Source organism: Phyllobacterium zundukense (assembly GCF_002764115.1).
GTDB classification, from domain to species: Bacteria; Pseudomonadota; Alphaproteobacteria; order Rhizobiales; family Rhizobiaceae; genus Phyllobacterium; species Phyllobacterium zundukense.
In genome coordinates, this window is record NZ_CP017942.1 from 195,001 (window position 1) to 211,354 (window position 16,354).

At 57.7% G+C, this 16,354-nt stretch carries 15 protein-coding genes (1 of these 15 cut by a window edge); 8 read left to right on the forward strand and 7 right to left on the reverse strand.

The annotated features are described in order from the left end of the window. The 6 genes from BLM14_RS23965 to chvE form a co-directional block, all read right to left on the reverse strand. Positions 1-356 carry the 5' portion of a GNAT family N-acetyltransferase gene (locus tag BLM14_RS23965; RefSeq protein ID WP_100002380.1) on the reverse strand. Its footprint begins 145 nt before the window's first position, so the window shows 356 of its 501 coding nt (coding positions 1-356); its start codon is at positions 354-356; its stop codon lies off the left edge, out of view. After that, on the reverse strand, positions 356-1,288 hold the full coding sequence (gene kce / locus BLM14_RS23970) for a 3,5-dioxohexanoate:acetyl-CoA acetone transferase (RefSeq protein ID WP_100002382.1): 933 nt from the start codon (positions 1,286-1,288) through the stop codon (positions 356-358). Before kce ends, BLM14_RS23965 begins: the two co-directional genes overlap by 1 nt. Positions 1,289-1,297: 9 nt before the next feature. Beyond that, on the reverse strand, positions 1,298-2,668 hold the full coding sequence (locus BLM14_RS23975) for an aminotransferase family protein (RefSeq protein ID WP_100002902.1): 1,371 nt from the start codon (positions 2,666-2,668) through the stop codon (positions 1,298-1,300). Between the two features lie 144 nt (positions 2,669-2,812). After that, complete coding sequence (mmsB, locus tag BLM14_RS23980) at positions 2,813-4,012, reverse strand: multiple monosaccharide ABC transporter permease (protein ID WP_100002383.1); 1,200 nt, start codon at positions 4,010-4,012, stop codon at positions 2,813-2,815. Next, positions 4,009-5,538 carry a multiple monosaccharide ABC transporter ATP-binding protein gene (mmsA, locus tag BLM14_RS23985; RefSeq protein WP_100002385.1) on the reverse strand — a complete coding sequence of 510 codons (1,530 nt, stop codon included), beginning with the start codon at positions 5,536-5,538 and terminating at the stop codon, positions 4,009-4,011. The genes mmsB and mmsA overlap by 4 nt, the downstream gene beginning before the upstream one ends. A 174-nt stretch (positions 5,539-5,712) precedes the next feature. After that, positions 5,713-6,768: a multiple monosaccharide ABC transporter substrate-binding protein gene (chvE, locus tag BLM14_RS23990; RefSeq protein ID WP_237143672.1), complete on the reverse strand. Its 1,056-nt coding sequence runs from the start codon at positions 6,766-6,768 to the stop codon at positions 5,713-5,715. A gap of 311 nt (positions 6,769-7,079) precedes the next feature. On the opposite strand from chvE, the gene araD1 reads away from it, so the two are divergent. Continuing rightward, positions 7,080-8,072: an AraD1 family protein gene (araD1, locus tag BLM14_RS23995; RefSeq protein WP_100002389.1), complete on the forward strand. Its 993-nt coding sequence runs from the start codon at positions 7,080-7,082 to the stop codon at positions 8,070-8,072. A gap of 30 nt (positions 8,073-8,102) precedes the next feature. On the opposite strand, the gene BLM14_RS24000 is transcribed toward araD1, so the two are convergent. Then, positions 8,103-8,855 carry a FadR/GntR family transcriptional regulator gene (locus tag BLM14_RS24000; RefSeq protein WP_237143666.1) on the reverse strand — a complete coding sequence of 251 codons (753 nt, stop codon included), beginning with the start codon at positions 8,853-8,855 and terminating at the stop codon, positions 8,103-8,105. A 213-nt stretch (positions 8,856-9,068) separates the two neighbouring features. Here BLM14_RS24000 and BLM14_RS24005 point away from each other — a divergent pair, with 213 nt between their 5' ends. The 7 genes from BLM14_RS24005 to BLM14_RS24035 all read left to right on the forward strand — a co-directional run bounded on the left by BLM14_RS24005 (position 9,069) and on the right by BLM14_RS24035 (position 16,352). Next, on the forward strand, positions 9,069-9,977 hold the full coding sequence (locus tag BLM14_RS24005; RefSeq protein WP_100002393.1) for a LysR family transcriptional regulator: 909 nt from the start codon (positions 9,069-9,071) through the stop codon (positions 9,975-9,977). Positions 9,978-10,104: 127 nt separating this feature from the next. Continuing rightward, positions 10,105-11,265: an ABC transporter substrate-binding protein gene (locus tag BLM14_RS24010; RefSeq protein WP_100002395.1), complete on the forward strand. Its 1,161-nt coding sequence runs from the start codon at positions 10,105-10,107 to the stop codon at positions 11,263-11,265. Between the two features lie 219 nt (positions 11,266-11,484). Further along, on the forward strand, positions 11,485-12,486 hold the full coding sequence (locus BLM14_RS24015; RefSeq protein ID WP_100002397.1) for an ABC transporter ATP-binding protein: 1,002 nt from the start codon (positions 11,485-11,487) through the stop codon (positions 12,484-12,486). Next, complete coding sequence (locus tag BLM14_RS24020) at positions 12,483-13,436, forward strand: ABC transporter permease (RefSeq protein ID WP_100002399.1); 954 nt, start codon at positions 12,483-12,485, stop codon at positions 13,434-13,436. Before BLM14_RS24015 ends, BLM14_RS24020 begins: the two co-directional genes overlap by 4 nt. Continuing rightward, positions 13,426-14,241 carry an ABC transporter permease gene (locus tag BLM14_RS24025; protein ID WP_100002400.1) on the forward strand — a complete coding sequence of 272 codons (816 nt, stop codon included), beginning with the start codon at positions 13,426-13,428 and terminating at the stop codon, positions 14,239-14,241. The genes BLM14_RS24020 and BLM14_RS24025 overlap by 11 nt, the downstream gene beginning before the upstream one ends. 16 nt (positions 14,242-14,257) lie before the next feature. Then, positions 14,258-15,685: a gamma-aminobutyraldehyde dehydrogenase gene (locus BLM14_RS24030; protein ID WP_100002903.1), complete on the forward strand. Its 1,428-nt coding sequence runs from the start codon at positions 14,258-14,260 to the stop codon at positions 15,683-15,685. A gap of 61 nt (positions 15,686-15,746) precedes the next feature. Continuing rightward, positions 15,747-16,352 (forward strand): sulfite oxidase-like oxidoreductase, encoded by a 606-nt coding sequence (locus tag BLM14_RS24035; protein ID WP_100002402.1) that lies wholly within the window; start codon positions 15,747-15,749, stop codon positions 16,350-16,352. Positions 16,353-16,354: the final 2 nt, after the last annotated feature.

Below are 16,354 nucleotides of genomic sequence, written 5' to 3' on the forward strand. Positions count from 1 at the left end.
AGGCGCAAATAAGCTGCGCCTTTTGCCAGCCCTCGTTCAGCGGCCGCCTGCAGCAGGCGCTCGCCGATCTTCCTGCCGCGAAACCGTTCTTCGACGAAAATGTCCTGCACATAGATACCGGGCTTGCCTCGCCATGTGGAGAAGCTGGGAAAATACAGGCACATGCCAGCGAAGGCGCCGTCGATTTCGGCGATAAGCGCTTCGAATGCCGGATCGCCGCCGAAGCCGTGACGGCGCAAAGCGTCAGGTGTGCTCTTTACCCTTTCAACAGCATCCATGCTTTCCGCGAGTTTTAGGATCGCCTGATGCAACAGCGCGGCATCGTCGATGGTCGCTTGCCTGATCGCGACGGCCATCAGAACGCAACCTTGTCGCTGCCCTTGAGGCCGAGCATGGTGCGCGCCTCATTCGGTGTCGCCACATCGAGCGACAAAGCTTCCAGCACGTCACGGATGCGTTTGACCTGATCGGCATTGGATTTTGCCAGCTCGCCGCGGCCGAGCATGAGGCTGTCCTCCAACCCGACCCGAACATTGCCGCCCATGGCCGCTGCCATGGTGGTCATCGGCATCTGATGACGGCCCGCCGCCAGCACGGAAAAACTGTAGCTGTCGCCAAAGAGCTTGTCGGCAATTCGCTTCATATGGGTCAGATTCTCCGGATCGGCGCCGATGCCTCCCAGCACGCCAAAGACAAACTGGATGAACAGCGGTCCCGCGACCAGGCCCCGGTCTCGGAAATGCGCCAATGTATAAAGGTGGCCGACATCATAGCATTCGAACTCGAAACGCGTGCCGCAGCCCTCCCCCAACCGTATCAAAATATCTTCGATATCGGCGAATGTATTCTTGAAGATGGAACTGCGCGTGGCTTCCAGCAGTTGCGGCTCCCATTCATGCTGCCATTGCGTAAACCGGTCGAGTGCCGGGTAAAGACCGAAATTCATCGAGCCCATATTGAGCGAACACATCTCCGGCTCGGCCCGCGTGGCAGCGGCAAGCCTCTCATCCAGCGTCATCAGCGAACTGCCACCGGTCGAGATGTTGATGACGGCGTCGGTCGCCTGCTTGATGCGCGGCAGAAACTGCATGAAGACATTCGGGTCGGCGGAGGGTCGGCCGTTTTCCGGGTTGCGCGCGTGCAGATGCAGGATGGACGCGCCGGCTTCGGCTGCGGCGATCGCCTCCGCCGTAATCTGATCCGGCGTTACCGGCAGATAGGGGCTCATGGTCGGCGTATGGACAGAGCCGGTGACGGCGCAGGTGATAATGACTTTCTTCTTGGCCATGATGTCCCCTCACCTGTTCACAGGTAGGTTCAGCTCGGAAGCAAGGTCCTGCAGCGTGTCATCGAGAATGGCAACAATTTCGCCGATCTGCTCGCGCGTGACGATCATCGGCGGGCAGACCAGGAAATGGTCGCCCTCGACACCGCCGCGCGTGCGGCGTGAATAAATGATGAGGCCCTTGTCATAGGCGATGTCGATGACACGCTGGAACGCGTTCTTCTCTTTGGCTAGAGGCTGCATCGTCACGGTGTTTTCGACAAACTCCGCAGCGAGCAGCAGACCCTTGCCGCGCACATCACCGATGAAGGGAAAGCGCTTCGAAAGCATAACGAGTTCGCCTTTGAGCAAATCGCCCATCGCCGCGGCATTGCCCATAAGATCGAGCCGCTCGATCTCGTCAAGGACGGCACCCCCCGCCGCGCAGGCAAGCGGATTGCCAGCATAGGTGTAGCCGTGCTGGAAGCCGCCCGCATCGAGAACCGGTTGCACCATTCGCGATGGCGCAACCATGGCGCCGAGCGGGCTGTAACCCGAGCCGAACCCCTTCGACAGGGCGATCAGGTCCGGCCGGCAATTCCAGTGATCGCCGCCGAGGAACTTTCCGGTGCGCCCGACACCGCTCATCACCTCGTCATGAATGAGCAGTACGCCATGGCGGTCGCAGATCTCACGGATACGACCATAATAGCTGTCCGGAGCAACGAGCGCACCGGTCGATGCGCCGCCCACCGGCTCCATGATGAAGGCGAGAACGGATTCGGGCCCTTCCGCAAGGATGGCTTCCTCGAGTTTGTCGGCATAGCGCAGGCCGCGTTCCTCAATGCTGAAATTGTCCCGGTCGAGGTAAGCCGTCGGCGCCGGGATTTTTGGCATTTCCTTCATCATGGCGGTGAAGGGGTCGGTCAGCGCGGCATAACCGGTGACCGCGAGCGCGCCGAGCGTACCGCCATGATAGGATGGAAACCGCGAAATAACCTTCCAGCGCTGCGCCTGGCCAGTCGCCACCGCATATTGCCGGGCAAGCTTGAGACAGGATTCGACGGCTTCGGAGCCACCGGAGACAAAGAAAACCTTGTCCATGCCCTCCGGCATATAGCCGGCAATGCGACCTGCCAGATCTTCCGCCGGCTCGTTCTCGAAATGCAGGCGATAGGCGAAGGTCACCTTGTCCATCTGCTTTTTCATCGTATCGATGACATGGCGGTTGCCGTGACCGATATTGACCACCATCGCACCGCTAGACCCGTCGATGTACCGCTTGCCGTTCTGATCCCAGAGATAGATGCCCTCGGCGCGGTCGACCAGGGGACGGCGCAGGCGCGACTGGTAGAACAGATGCGAGGGAGCGCGATCGCTTGAGGCGGGCTTGGCGTTATCCATGGATGAGAAATCCGCTGCTGTTTGAGTTCGCGCGGCATTCATGCATTACGCCGATTAAGAGTCAAAATGGAATCAGTGGATATAAAGTGATCGGCCCCGCCTTTGTGGGACGGGGCCGAGCACAGATAAACGGAAGCAGATCGTTCAAGCCTTGTTCTTGTTGTAGACGTCGAAGATGACGGCAGCGAGCAGGACGAGGCCTTTGATCACCTGCTGCCAGTCGATATTGACGCCCATGATCGACATGCCGTTGTTCATGACACCCATGATGAAGGCGCCGATCACCGCCCCCATGACCTGTCCGACGCCGCCCATCGCCGATGCGCCGCCAATGAACACAGCCGCGATCACGTCGAGTTCGAAGCCGAGGCCCGCCTTCGGCGTTGCTGTGTTGAGACGCGCTGCGAAGATCAGCCCGGCAAGCGCAGCAAGGACACCCATATTGACGAAGGTCAGGAAGGTCAGCCGTTCGGTCTTGATGCCGGAGAGCTTCGCCGCCTTCTCATTGCCACCCATCGCGTAGATGCGGCGGCCGACCGTCATGCGCTTGGTGACGAAGACGAAAAGCGCAATCAGGATCGACATGACGATGAGGACATTCGGCAGTCCCTTGTAGGAGGACAGCAGATAGGTGAGGAACAGCACGATCCCGGCAATGATCAGGTTCTTTGCGACAAAGAGTGCAAAGGGTTCACCCTCATAGCCATGCTTCTCGCGCTTGGCGCGTCCGCGCACGCTGAAATAGATCATCAATGCTACGAGGGCAATGCCGACAAGCATCGAGGTTATATTGAACCCCGGATAGCCGAAAAAGTCGGGAATGAAACCGGAACTCAGCAACTGGAATTGCGGGGGGAATGGACCGACGGACTGGCCGCCAAGCAGCCACAACGCCAGTCCCCGGAACACAAGCATGCCGGCCAGGGTGACGATGAAGGAGGGTATCTTGTGATAGGCAACCCAGTAACCTTGGGCCGCGCCAATGGCGCCACCCATGATGAGGCACAGGATTGTCGCCGGAATATAGTGGATTTGCCACCGGACCATCATCACGGCAGCAAGACCGCCGATGAATCCGGACACCGACCCCACCGAAAGATCGATATGTCCAGCCACGATCACCAGCAGCATTCCGAGAGCCATGATGATGATGTAGCTGTTCTGCAATACCAGATTGGTCAGGTTGACCGGCCTGAACAACACGCCGTTGGTCGTGAATTGGAAAAACAGCATGATAAGAATAAGTGCCAGCACCAAACCGTATTCGCGGTAGTTGCCCTTCAGCGCGGATCCATCCGTCTTGAAGTCTTTTTTCCCTTGGGTTGCTGCGGTTTCAATAGTCATGATGCTTTCCCTTCAGCACGGATAATGGCGCGCATGATTTTTTCCTGGCTGGCTTCACTGGCCGGCATTTCGCCGACGAGCCTGCCCTGGTTCATTACATAGATCCGGTCGCAGACGCCGAGCAGCTCTGGCATTTCCGACGAGATCATCAGCACGCTTTTGCCTTCGCTTACCAGTTGGTTGATGATCGTATAGATTTCGTATTTCGCGCCAACATCGATACCGCGTGTCGGCTCATCGAGGATCAGCAGGTCCGGATTGGCAAACAGCCACTTCGACAGGACAACCTTCTGCTGATTGCCACCGGAAAGATTCCCGGTCTTCTGATAGATGCTCGATGAACGGATATTGGTCTTGCGGCGATATTCATTCGCCACCCTCAATTCCGCCATGTCATCAAGCACGCCATTGTGCGAGACGCCCACGAGGTTGACGATCGTGGCATTATGCTTGATGTGATCGATCAGATTGAGGCCAAAGGTCTTGCGGTCTTCCGTGACATAGGCAATGCCGTTGTCGATCGCCTTGCCGATGGTCGAGACGTCCACCTTCTTGCCCTTGATGAAAACCTCACCGCTAATCTTGCGGCCGTAGGCCTTGCCGAAGACGCTCATGGCAAATTCCGTACGCCCGGCGCCCATAAGTCCGGCGATGCCGACAACCTCTCCCTTCCGAACATTGAGGTTGATGCCATTGATGACGGTGCGATCGCTGTGGATATGGTGGTGGACCACCCAATCCTTCACCTCGAACACCACCTCGCCAATGTCGGGTTCACGCTGCGGAAAGCGATCCGCCAGCTGGCGCCCGACCATGGACGTAACAATCCTGTCTTCCGAGATCTCATCCTTGTCCAGGGTTTCGATCGTGGCGCCGTCGCGCAGCACTGTGATGCGGTCGGCAACTTTACCGACTTCGTTCAACTTGTGCGAAATGAGAATGGAGGAAATGCCATGCGCCTTGAATTCCAGCAGCAGCGCCAGCAAAGCGTCGCTGTCCTTTTCGTTAAGGCTGGCCGTTGGCTCATCGAGAATGAGGAGTTCGACTTCCTTCGAAAGGGCCTTGGCAATCTCCACCAATTGCTGCTTGCCCACACCGAGATTGGTGATCAACGTCAGCGGATCTTCCTTCAAGCCGACTTTGGCGAGAAGTTCGCGAGTGCGGTTTTCCGCGATGTGCCAGTCGATAATGCCGAACTTTGCCGGTTCGTTGCCAAGGAAGATATTTTCGGCAATGGACAGGAGCGGAACGAGCGCCAGCTCCTGGTGAATGATGATGATGCCCTGCTTTTCACTGTCGCCAATATCGCGAAAATGCTGCTCCTGGCCGTTGTAAAATATTTCGCCTTCGTAGCTGCCGTGCGGATAGACGCCGCTTAGCACCTTCATCAAGGTTGATTTGCCCGCGCCGTTCTCGCCCACCAGAGCGTGAATTTCGCCTTTGCGCACATCCAGATTGACATTGTTCAGCGCCTTCACACCAGGAAATGTCTTGGTGATGTTGCGCATTTCGAGGATGGTTTCCATCGAGATCCTCATCGACGCTTTTGCAGCAATATGGCCTGCTGTGGCGTCGTTTCCTTCTGCAATTTATATTTGGCTCTGCGCCCTCGCGCCACCGAAAACATTAACCGGCGAGCCTCTATCGACATGGCAACGAACCCTGCGCGAAGAACGCAGGGTTCGGCACTGATCAAAGACCTACTTGATCTGATCTTCCGTGTAGTAGCCACCACCAATCAGGATTTCTTTCCAGTTGGTCTTGTCCACTTCGACTGGCTTCAACAGGTAGGACGGAACGACCTTGACACCATTGTTATAGGTCTTGGTGTCGTTGATTTCCGGCTCTTCGCCCTTGAGAACCTTGTCGATGAGGTTGGCCGTTACCTTGGCCAGCTCGCGGGTGTCCTTGTAGATGGTCGAGTACTGCTCACCGGCAATGATCGACTTGACCGATGGTACTTCGGCATCCTGTCCGGAAACGAACGGGAATGGCTGGTCAGCCGTGCCATAGCCCACACCGCGCAGCGACGAAAGGATACCGATCGACAGACCGTCGTAGGGCGAAAGAACCGCATTGACCTTCTTGTCAGTGTAATAGGCCGACAGGAGATTATCCATGCGCGCCTGGGCAACAGCACCATCCCAGCGCAGCGTGCCGACCTTGTCCATGCCGGTCTGACCGGACTGGACGACGAGCTTGCCACTGTCGATCAGAGGTTGCAGGACGGACATGGCACCATCATAGAAGAAGAAGGCGTTGTTATCGTCGGGCGAGCCGCCGAACAGCTCGATATTGAACGGGCCTTTTGCTTCCGGAAGGCCAAGAGCCTTCACGAGAGAACCAGCCTGCAGAACGCCAACCTGGAAGTTGTCGAAGGTCGTGTAGTAATCGACATTGCCGGAGTCGCGGATCAGGCGGTCATAGGAAATGACCTTGATGCCGGCATCGTGCGCCTGCTGCAGAACGTTCGACAAGGTCGTGCCGTCGATTGCAGCGATCACAAGAACCTTCACGCCCTTGGTGACCATATTCTCAATCTGCGCCAGCTGATTTGGAATGTCGTCTTCCGCATATTGCAGATCGGTAGCGTAACCGCGTTCTTTCAGCGCCTTCACCATGTTGTCGCCATCGGCAATCCAGCGCGCCGAGGATTTAGTCGGCATGGAAATGCCGACGGAACCCTTGTCCTGGGCAAAGGTTTGCGTACCCATCACACCAAGTGCGATCAATCCCGCGGCAAATAGTTTGAGCATTTTCACGTCTGTTCCTCCCAGTTTTCCAATCATGTCCGATGCGATATTCTCGGCTTCACCGACATTTTTGCACCGAACCAGTTCCTCCCAGAGCGGGTCATTTCAACATCTATCCGAAAAGTATGACTTTTGGAATAGGGCTTTCGCCATGATGTGATAATGTCCCTCACCGGCTCGTCCCGACCTGTGGACCGATCCATCAAAGGTCGTTTACATCAATATAATACTATTATAATATTTTTGAAAAGATGGTTCGATCGCTTAATTTGCGGACCTATAATTCATATACCCAAACATCCGGGAGGAAAGCCTTGAATCTGGTTCAGTTGATGAATGCCAATGGAAAGCGGCAAGTGGCCGCGCGCGTCGGTGATGAATTCCGGCAAGTAAAGCGAACGCGGTCTGTGCTGGAATTGGCGCATGCGGCGATCGAAGCGAAGACCGGCATCGCGACCATTGTGGAAAACCGTGGACTCGGCAAGAAACTGGATATCGCCGCGGCCTATGCGGAAGGCCGCCTGCTTCCCCCCGTCGATACGCACGATCCAGCGCACATCCACCTGACTGGTACCGGTCTCACGCATCTCGGATCGGCCGCAACGCGCGATGCCATGCACCGCAAGATCGGCGATGCCAAGGAGGAAACCCTCACCGATTCGATGAAGATGTTCCGCATGGGACTGGAGAACGGCAAGCCGAAGAAGGGCCAGGCCGGCGTTCAGCCCGAATGGTTCTATAAGGGTAACGGGTCCATGCTGACAGGTCCGGGACAGCCGCTCATCTCACCCGCCTTTGCCGACGATGCCGGCGAGGAGCCCGAGATCGCGGGCATCTATGTGATCGGCCCCGATGGTTCGCCCTTCCGCCTCGGCTTCGCGCTCGCCAACGAGTTTTCCGATCATGTCATGGAGCGCGTCAACTATCTCTATCTGGCCCATTCGAAACTCCGGCCATGTTCGGTTGGTCCGGAACTGATCGTCGGCGATCTGCCTGCCGATATCAGGGGTACCTCGCGTATCCTGCGAAAGAACAAGACCATATGGGAAAAGCCGTTCCTGTCCGGCGAAGACAACATGTCCCATACGATTGCCAATCTCGAGCATCACCATTTCAAATATGCAGTGTTTCGCCAGCCCGGCGATATTCACGTGCATATGTTTGGTACGGCGACGCTTTCCTTTGCCGATGGCGTGAAAACAGAAAACGGCGATGTGTTTGAGATCGAGGCACCGGCGTTTGGCTTGCCTTTGCGCAATCCGCTCAAGGTCGAAAAACCATCGAAGGTCAAGGTGACAGCGCTTTGATTGCACTGGCGGCTGGATCTAAGCCGAAGCCTACACATCCCCTGTATGGCCGGCGGTCAGCACCCGTTCCGCCCCTTCGCGGATAACGACACGCATGGCCTCCTTGGCCGCTTCTGCGTCGCCGGCCTTGATTGCGTCGGCGATTGCCGTGTGCCGTGCAACCGAACGAATATGGCTTTCCGAGTTGGGTATTGGCGAACTGATGGTAAAGGTGGTGACAAGTGCAACTTCGATCAGGGCACTGATCGAGCGCATAAACGGATTCCCGGAAGCATCGGCAATCCCAATGTGGAATTGCAGGTCGCTATAGACGAAATCCTGCGCGGAGTCGCGGGCGCTCCCCATCCTCGCGACCCAATGGTATAGCTTCTGAAGCTGTGCGTCAGTGCGCCGAAGCGCGGCAAGGCCTGCTGCCTCGGGCTCCAGGGCGAGACGCATTTCGACAATGCTCGAAAGAAAATGCGCGCTTGCTCCCGCTTCAAAATGCCAGACAAGAATATCCGGATCGAAAAGGTTCCAGTGCGAACGCTCGAGCACACGTGTGCCGATCTTGGCTTTTGGCTGGATCAAGCCCTTGGCAGCGAGCGTCTTCAATGCCTCGCGCAGCACGGTCCTGGAAACGCCGAATCGCTCGAGCAACTCGGCATCGCCGGGCAGAATGGTGTTTTCCGGATAAGCGCCGCTGATGATTTTCAGCCCGAGATCGCGCATGACATGGCCATGATGCGTGCGCGCCTGTCCCGCCGTGCGAAAATCGTAATTGGTGAGCTCGTTGTCTGCCAACTCTTCGCCTGCTATTTGTGTGTGTTACAGGGGAACTCAGCTAACAATCACCGCCCGCTCGAAACGCCAACGGCCCTGCCTCCCTGCCGGTCTCCCAACCTCTTCATTCTATTTATAATATTATAATATCATTAACAATCGGCAATATTTGTCCAGCGCCTTCCGGCGGGCGGGTCGCTTGCCAATTTGCCATCTCACAGTGTTAAGTCACACATGGCATTCACACTCCGGCAATTGCAATACTTCGTCGCTGTCGCGGAACAGGGCTCGATCACACGTGCCGCGCAAAACCTGTCGATCTCGCAATCGTCGATCACGGAGGCCGTGAAGGAACTCGAGAACGACCTCGGCGTTGAGCTCTTCGAGCGGCACCCGCGCGGACTCGATATCACCTATAACGGCCACCAGTTCCTGCGGCATGCAACCAAGATCCTGGCGGGTGTTTCAGATGCCCGCCGGTCCTTTTCCGCAGAAACGCCCAAGCCGGCGGGGAAGCTCAATCTGGGTGTCACCTCGCTGGTCGCCGGTTACGTATTGTCCGACCTTCTGGCCCGCTTTCGCCGTGCCAGCCCCGGTGTCGAGGTCAGTGCCATCGAGGACAACGGCTCCTATCTCGAACACCTGCTGGTTGGCGGCGAACTGGATGTAGCGGTAATGGTCATCTCCAACCTGCGCGACCGCATGGCGTTGCAAGCAGAAATCATCGAGACATCCCCCTATAGGCTGTGGCTGCCGCTGGGTCATCCGCTGGTCAGCGCAGATATCATCTCGATCAACGATATTGCCAGCGAACCGCTTATCATGCTGACCGTTGATGAAATCGAAGAAAACACCGGTAAGCTGTTGACCGCGCTTGGTGCGCGTCCGCACGTGGCCTTCCGCACGCGCTCGGTCGAAGCCGTCCGCAGCCTGGTTGCGACAGGCGCCGGCATCGCGTTGCTGCCGGATCTTGTCTACCGCCCATGGTCACTCGAAGGTGACCGGATCGAAAGCCGGGACGTCTCGGGCGCCCTGCCCGTTGTGCAGGTCGGCATGGTCTGGCGCAAGGGCTCCAGCCTGCCGCAGGCGGCACGCGATTTCGTCGGCATCGCCGAGGCTCTGCGAAGCGGACGCGGACGTTAAAACGTTGCGGTATCGGAAATTCCGATATCTACCTTCTCATAAATGAATTTGCGAATGCGGGGAAATAAAGGCACTCTATTTTCCGGGAACATAGGCCGCAAAATGCGGCCCAAACGGGAGAATTGAGATGAAGCAGATTCTGAAATCCTGCACTGCGCTGACGCTTTCCCTTGCCTTCACGACACAGGTCCTCGCTCAGGAAGCGTTGAAGGAGCTTGGCAAGGGCGAAGGCGAACTCTCCATTGTCGCGTGGCCTGGCTATATCGAACGCGGAGACACGGACAAGGCCTACGACTGGGTCACAGGCTTTGAAAAGGAAACCGGCTGCAAGGTCAGCGTCAAGACTGCTGCGACATCGGATGAGATGGTCGCACTGATGAATGAAGGCGACTTCGATCTTGTCACCGCCTCCGGCGATGCTTCGCTACGTCTCGTCGCTGGCAAGCGCGTGCAACCGATCAACACCGATCTCATACCAAGCTGGAAGACTCTCGACGAACGCATTCAGAATGCGCCGTGGCATACGGTCAAGGATGTCCATTACGGCGTGCCCTATGTCTGGGGCCCAAACGTGCTCATGTATAATACGGATGCCTTCAAGGATAAGGCGCCGTCCAGCTGGAACGTTGTGTTCGAGGAGATGACCCTGCCGGACGGTAAATCGAACAAGGGGCGGATCCAGGCCTATGACGGCCCGATCCACGTTGCCGACGCCGCCAACTACCTCATGTTCCACAAGCCAGAACTGGGCATCAAGAGCCCGTATGAACTCAACGAAGACCAGTACAAAGCGGCGCTTGATCTCCTGCGAGTGCAGCGGACCCTCGCCGGCCGCTACTGGCACGATGCGATGATCCAGATCGACGACTTCAAGAATGAAGGTGTGGTAGCCTCCGGTTCATGGCCGTTCCAGGTCAATTTGCTGAAAGCGGAGAAGAAACCCATCGCATCTGTTGTCCCTGAGGAAGGCGCCACGGGGTGGGCGGATACGACCATGCTGCATGTCGACAGCCCGCATCCGAACTGCGCCTATCTGTGGATGGAACATTCGCTGTCTCCGAAGGTACAGGGCGATGTTTCCGCCTGGTTCGGCGCCAATCCTTCGGTCGGGGCAGCCTGCAAAGGCAATGAGCTTCTGACTGACGAAGGCTGCGCCACCAACGGCTACAATGATTTCGACAAGATCAAGTTCTGGAGGACGCCGGTTACGAAGTGCGAAAGCCAGAGCGAGTGTGTGCCTTATCACCGCTGGGTCTCCGACTATATCGGTGTGATCGGCGGACGGTGATCGGCCGCAACGGCCGATGTCGATTATCTCTCCCCTCGTGGGAGAGAAAGTGATTTCGGCACTTAGCGAGCAAAGCGAAGCTCAAGTGCCAGAAATCGCCAGAGAGGGGATAGTTCTGGCGCCAACAAATCCCCTCTCTTGGATTTTCTAAGGATTTAGCAAGAGGCCAAAATCCTTTCTCCCCTACATGGGGAGATAACCCGCGCCCTGGAGCAAGCCATGACTGCCGCCGTCCTGTTCGAAAATGTATCGCGCCATTTCGGGGCCGTGCGCGCCGTGGACGCGGTCGATCTAGCCATTGCCGAAGGTGAGTTCTTTGCCATGCTTGGCCCTTCAGGCTCCGGCAAGACCACTTGCCTGCGATTGATGGCAGGATTCGAACAGCCGACGGGCGGGCACATCGAGATTTTCGGTGAAACCGCGGAAGGCGTGCCGCCCTACAGGCGCAGCGTCAACACGGTCTTCCAGGACTACGCCCTGTTTCCACATCTCAACATCCTCGACAATGTAGCCTATGGCCTGATGGTCAAGGGCGTCGGCAGGCAAGAGCGGCAAAAGGCGGCGGAAGACGCGCTCGCCATGGTCAAGCTGCCGGGCTACGGCGTTCGGCGTCCCGGCCAGCTTTCGGGCGGCCAGCGCCAGCGTGTGGCCCTCGCGCGGGCATTGGTCAACAAGCCGAAAGTTCTGCTTCTGGACGAGCCGCTCGGCGCGCTCGATCTGAAACTGCGCGAGCAGATGCAGGAGGAGCTGAAATCCCTGCAGAAATCCCTTGGCATCACCTTTGTCTTCGTTACTCACGACCAGGGCGAGGCGCTCTCCATGGCCGACCGAATTGCCGTCTTCAATGACGGCAAGATTCAGCAACTCGGCACACCGGAGGAAGTCTACAAACAGCCGAAAACGCGCTTTGTGGCCGATTTCGTCGGTTCCTCGAATGTCCTGCCGCCAGAATTTGTCGCGCAACTGGGCGCGGCGGGCCGATATGCGAGCCTGCGGCCGGAGGCGATCACGCTGGGTGGCAGCAGCGCCGGCAAGCTTGTCCTCGATGGCACCGTCCTATCGCGCAGTTTCCTCGGTGCCGCCAATCGCGTGCTCGTCAGCGTCAACGGTACAAAGATCAATGTCATGAGCCCGGCGGCGACATCGATCCCCGCGGAGGGCAACCCGGTCAGGTTGAGTTTCGATCGCACTGATCTGCATCTGATGGATGCGGCGTCATGAGCGCGATCGTCCAACAACGATCGATTCTCCGCGACCGCGGCAACCTGAGCAGCCGCATCTCGGATTTCCTCTGGAAGCACCCGCATGTGCTTCTTACTATTTTACTTGCGCCGCCGCTTCTCTGGCTGGGTGTCATCTATCTCGGTTCGCTTTTCGCGCTGCTGCTGCAAAGCTTCTTCTCGATCGATGATTATTCCGGGCTGATCAACTACGAATTCACACTTGCGACCTACAGGCAGCTCCTGAACGAAGCCAATTTCGACATCATCGTGCGAACAGTGTCGATGGCTGCCATCGTGACGCTGGTCTCGGCCGTCATTGCCTTTCCCATCGCCTACTATGCCGCCCGCTACGCCCGGGGAAAATGGAAGGTGTTCTTCTATCTCGGCGTCATGCTGCCGCTCTGGTCGAGCTATCTCGTCAAGATCTACGCCTGGAAGCTCATCCTTGCCAAGGAAGGCATCCTCACTTGGCTCCTGACGAAGCTGAACCTGCTCTGGCTGCTCGACGCCTGGCTATCACTCCCCGTCATCGGCGGCAATTCCCTGTCGGTGAGCTACACCGGCACATTCATTGTCTTCGTCTATGTGTGGATGCCGTTCATGATCCTACCGATCCAGGCAGCGCTTGAGCGCGTCCCGAGCAACCTCATCGAGGCCTCATCCGATCTTGGTGGCACCCCGCAACAGACCTTCCGGCATGTGCTGTTTCCACTGGCTCTGCCCGGTATTGTTGCCGGATCGATCTTCACTTTCTCGCTGACCCTCGGCGACTACATCATCCCGCAGATCGTTGGTTCCTCCCGGCTCTTCATCGGCCAGGCTGTCTATGCCCAGCAAGGCACGGCCGGGAATATCCCGCTGGCTGCAGCCTTCACGGTCGTACCCATCATGATCATGGGCTTCTATTTGTGGATGGCGAGACGGATGGGGGCTTTCGATGCGCTCTGACAAATCCAGCACCGCACCTTTGGGCTTGAAAATCGCGGCTGCTGGCGGGCTGCTCTTCCTGCACCTGCCATTGCTTCTGATCTTTCTCTATGCCTTCACGACCGAGGAAAAAAGCTATCAGTTCCCGCCGCCCGGCCTGACCTTGAAATGGTTCGCGGTGACGTGGGACAGGCCGGATGTCTGGCAAGCCCTGTCATTATCGGTGCGCGTGGCTTCGATTTCGACAGTCATTGCTCTGGTCCTTGGAACACTCTGCGCTGCAGCCGTCAGCCAGACACGTTTCTTTGGACGCGAGACCATTTCGCTACTGGTCATCCTGCCCATCGCCCTCCCAGGCATTATCACCGGCATTGCCCTGCGCTCAGCGTTCAGCCTGGCGGATATTCCCTTCTCGTTCTGGACCATCGTCCTTGGTCACGCGACCTTCTGCATCGTCGTTGTCTACAACAATGCCGTAGCGCGCTTCCGCCGCGTCTCCGGTTCGTTGATGGAAGCCTCGATGGATCTTGGCGCGAACGGTTTCCAGACCTTCCGTCATATCATTCTGCCGAATATCGGCACCGCACTGCTTGCCGGCGGCATGCTCGCCTTCGCGCTGTCGTTCGACGAGGTCATTGTGACCACTTTCACCGGCGGGCAACAATCGACCCTGCCCATCTGGATGCTGCAGGAACTGATCCGCCCGCGCCAACGCCCCGTGACCAATGTCGTTGCGATGGTCGTGGTGATCGTGACGTTCCTGCCAATCCTCGCGGCCTACTACCTCACGCGCGACGGCGACCAGATCGCCGGCTCGGGCAAATAATATGGGAGAACATGTCATGGATACGAAATTGCTGATCGGTTCAAAGTTTGAAGCCGGAACGGAAGCAGAGGAACACGTCCTCAATCCGAAGACTGGTGCCAAGATCATCGATCTTGCCGAGGCCTCCCACAGCCAGATCGATGCTGCCGTTGACGCCGCAGAAAAGGGATTTACCAGCTGGTCGCGTACCACGCCTGCCGAGCGATCCGTATACCTTCTGAAGATCGCAGACGCCATCGAGAAGCATGCGGATGATTTCGCTGCGCTCGAAGCCCTCAATTGCGGCAAGCCGATCAATGCGGTGCGCAACGATGAACTGCCAGCGATCATCGATTGCTGGCGCTTCTTCGCCGGCGCGGTCCGCACTCTCACGTCTCCGGTCGCTGGTGAATATCTGCCGGGCCATACTTCAATGATCCGCCGCGATGCCATCGGCATTGTCGGTTCCATTGCACCCTGGAACTACCCGCTGATGATGATGGCATGGAAATTGGCGCCCGCTATCGCAGGTGGCAACACGGTGGTGTTCAAGCCGTCGGAACAGACACCACTCACCGCGCTGAAAATGGCTCGGCTGCTGGCCGGGATTCTGCCGGAGGGCGTCGTCAATGTCATTCTCGGGCGCGGCGAAACGGTTGGCAATGCGCTGATCAACCACCCGAAGATAGGCATGGTGTCGATCACCGGCGATATTGCCACCGGCAAGAAGGTGCTGCAGGCGGCGGCAAAGACGGTGAAACGCACGCATCTGGAACTTGGCGGCAAGGCTCCTGTCATCGTCTACAACGACGCCGATCTCGAAGCGGTCGTGAACGGCATCCGCACCTTCGGCTATTACAATGCCGGACAGGACTGTACAGCAGCTTGCCGAATTTATGCGCAGGACGGCATCTACGAAAAGCTGGTTGCGGACCTCACCTCTGCCGTCTCCACGATCCGCTACAATGAGGAAGACGATACGGTCAATGAAATAGGCCCGTTGATCTCCGGCCGTCAGCGTGACCGCGTTGCTAGTTTCGTCGAACGGGCGACCGAGCAGAAGCATATCGAGATCACGACAGGCGGCAGTGCTGGCAGCAAGAACGGCTTCTTCTTCCAGCCGACAGTGGTTGCGGGCGCGACCCAGGAGGACGAGATCGTCCGCCGCGAAGTGTTTGGCCCCGTGGTTTCCGTGACGCGATTTAAAGACGACGATCAGGCCGTTGCCTGGGCCAATGACAGCGATTACGGCCTCGCCTCTTCCGTATGGACGCAGGATATTTCCAAGGCGATGAAAGCCGCCTCCCGCTTGCAATATGGCTGCACATGGATCAACACCCACTTCATGCTGACCAATGAAATGCCGCATGGCGGTGTCAAGCAATCGGGCTACGGCAAGGACATGTCGGTCTATGCGCTCGAGGATTACACCGCCGTGCGCCACATCATGATCAACCACGGATAGGCCGGTCCGGACTTGGCTGAGGCTGCCAACTGTGGTTCTATCGCATCAGGAGTGACAACCGATGACGACACGCGGCTTTACCGGCCGGCGGCAACCGCCGGAAACCACAGATCGCATCCCGCCCGGGCAGTCCCTGACTGACGATTTTCCGGTGCTGTCTGCCGGACCGACACCGCGTATCCGCACGGACGACTGGTCCTTCACGCTCAAGGTCGGTCCCAAGCCGGTCATCAAATGGACCTGGGCCGAATTCAATGCGCTGCCGCAAACGAAATTTACCCGCGATATTCATTGCGTCACTGCCTGGTCGAAACTCGATACGCGCTGGCAGGGCGTGCTGATTGATGATGTCCTGGCGGAAGCTGGCATAGAACCGCCGACGGAATTCACGCTGGCGCATTCCTATGACGGCTATTCGACAAATGTACCTGCAAAGGACCTTCTCGGCGGTAAGGCGATGATCGCGACGCATTATGACGGCAAGCCCCTGGTCCCGGACCACGGCGGCCCGGCCCGTCTGCTCGTCCCGCATCTCTACTTCTGGAAATCGGCAAAGTGGATCAACGGCCTGCAATTCACGACACGCGATGAACCCGGCTTCTGGGAACTGCGCGGCTACCACACCTATGGCGATCCGTGGCGCGAGCAGCGCTACACTGGCGACTGAGA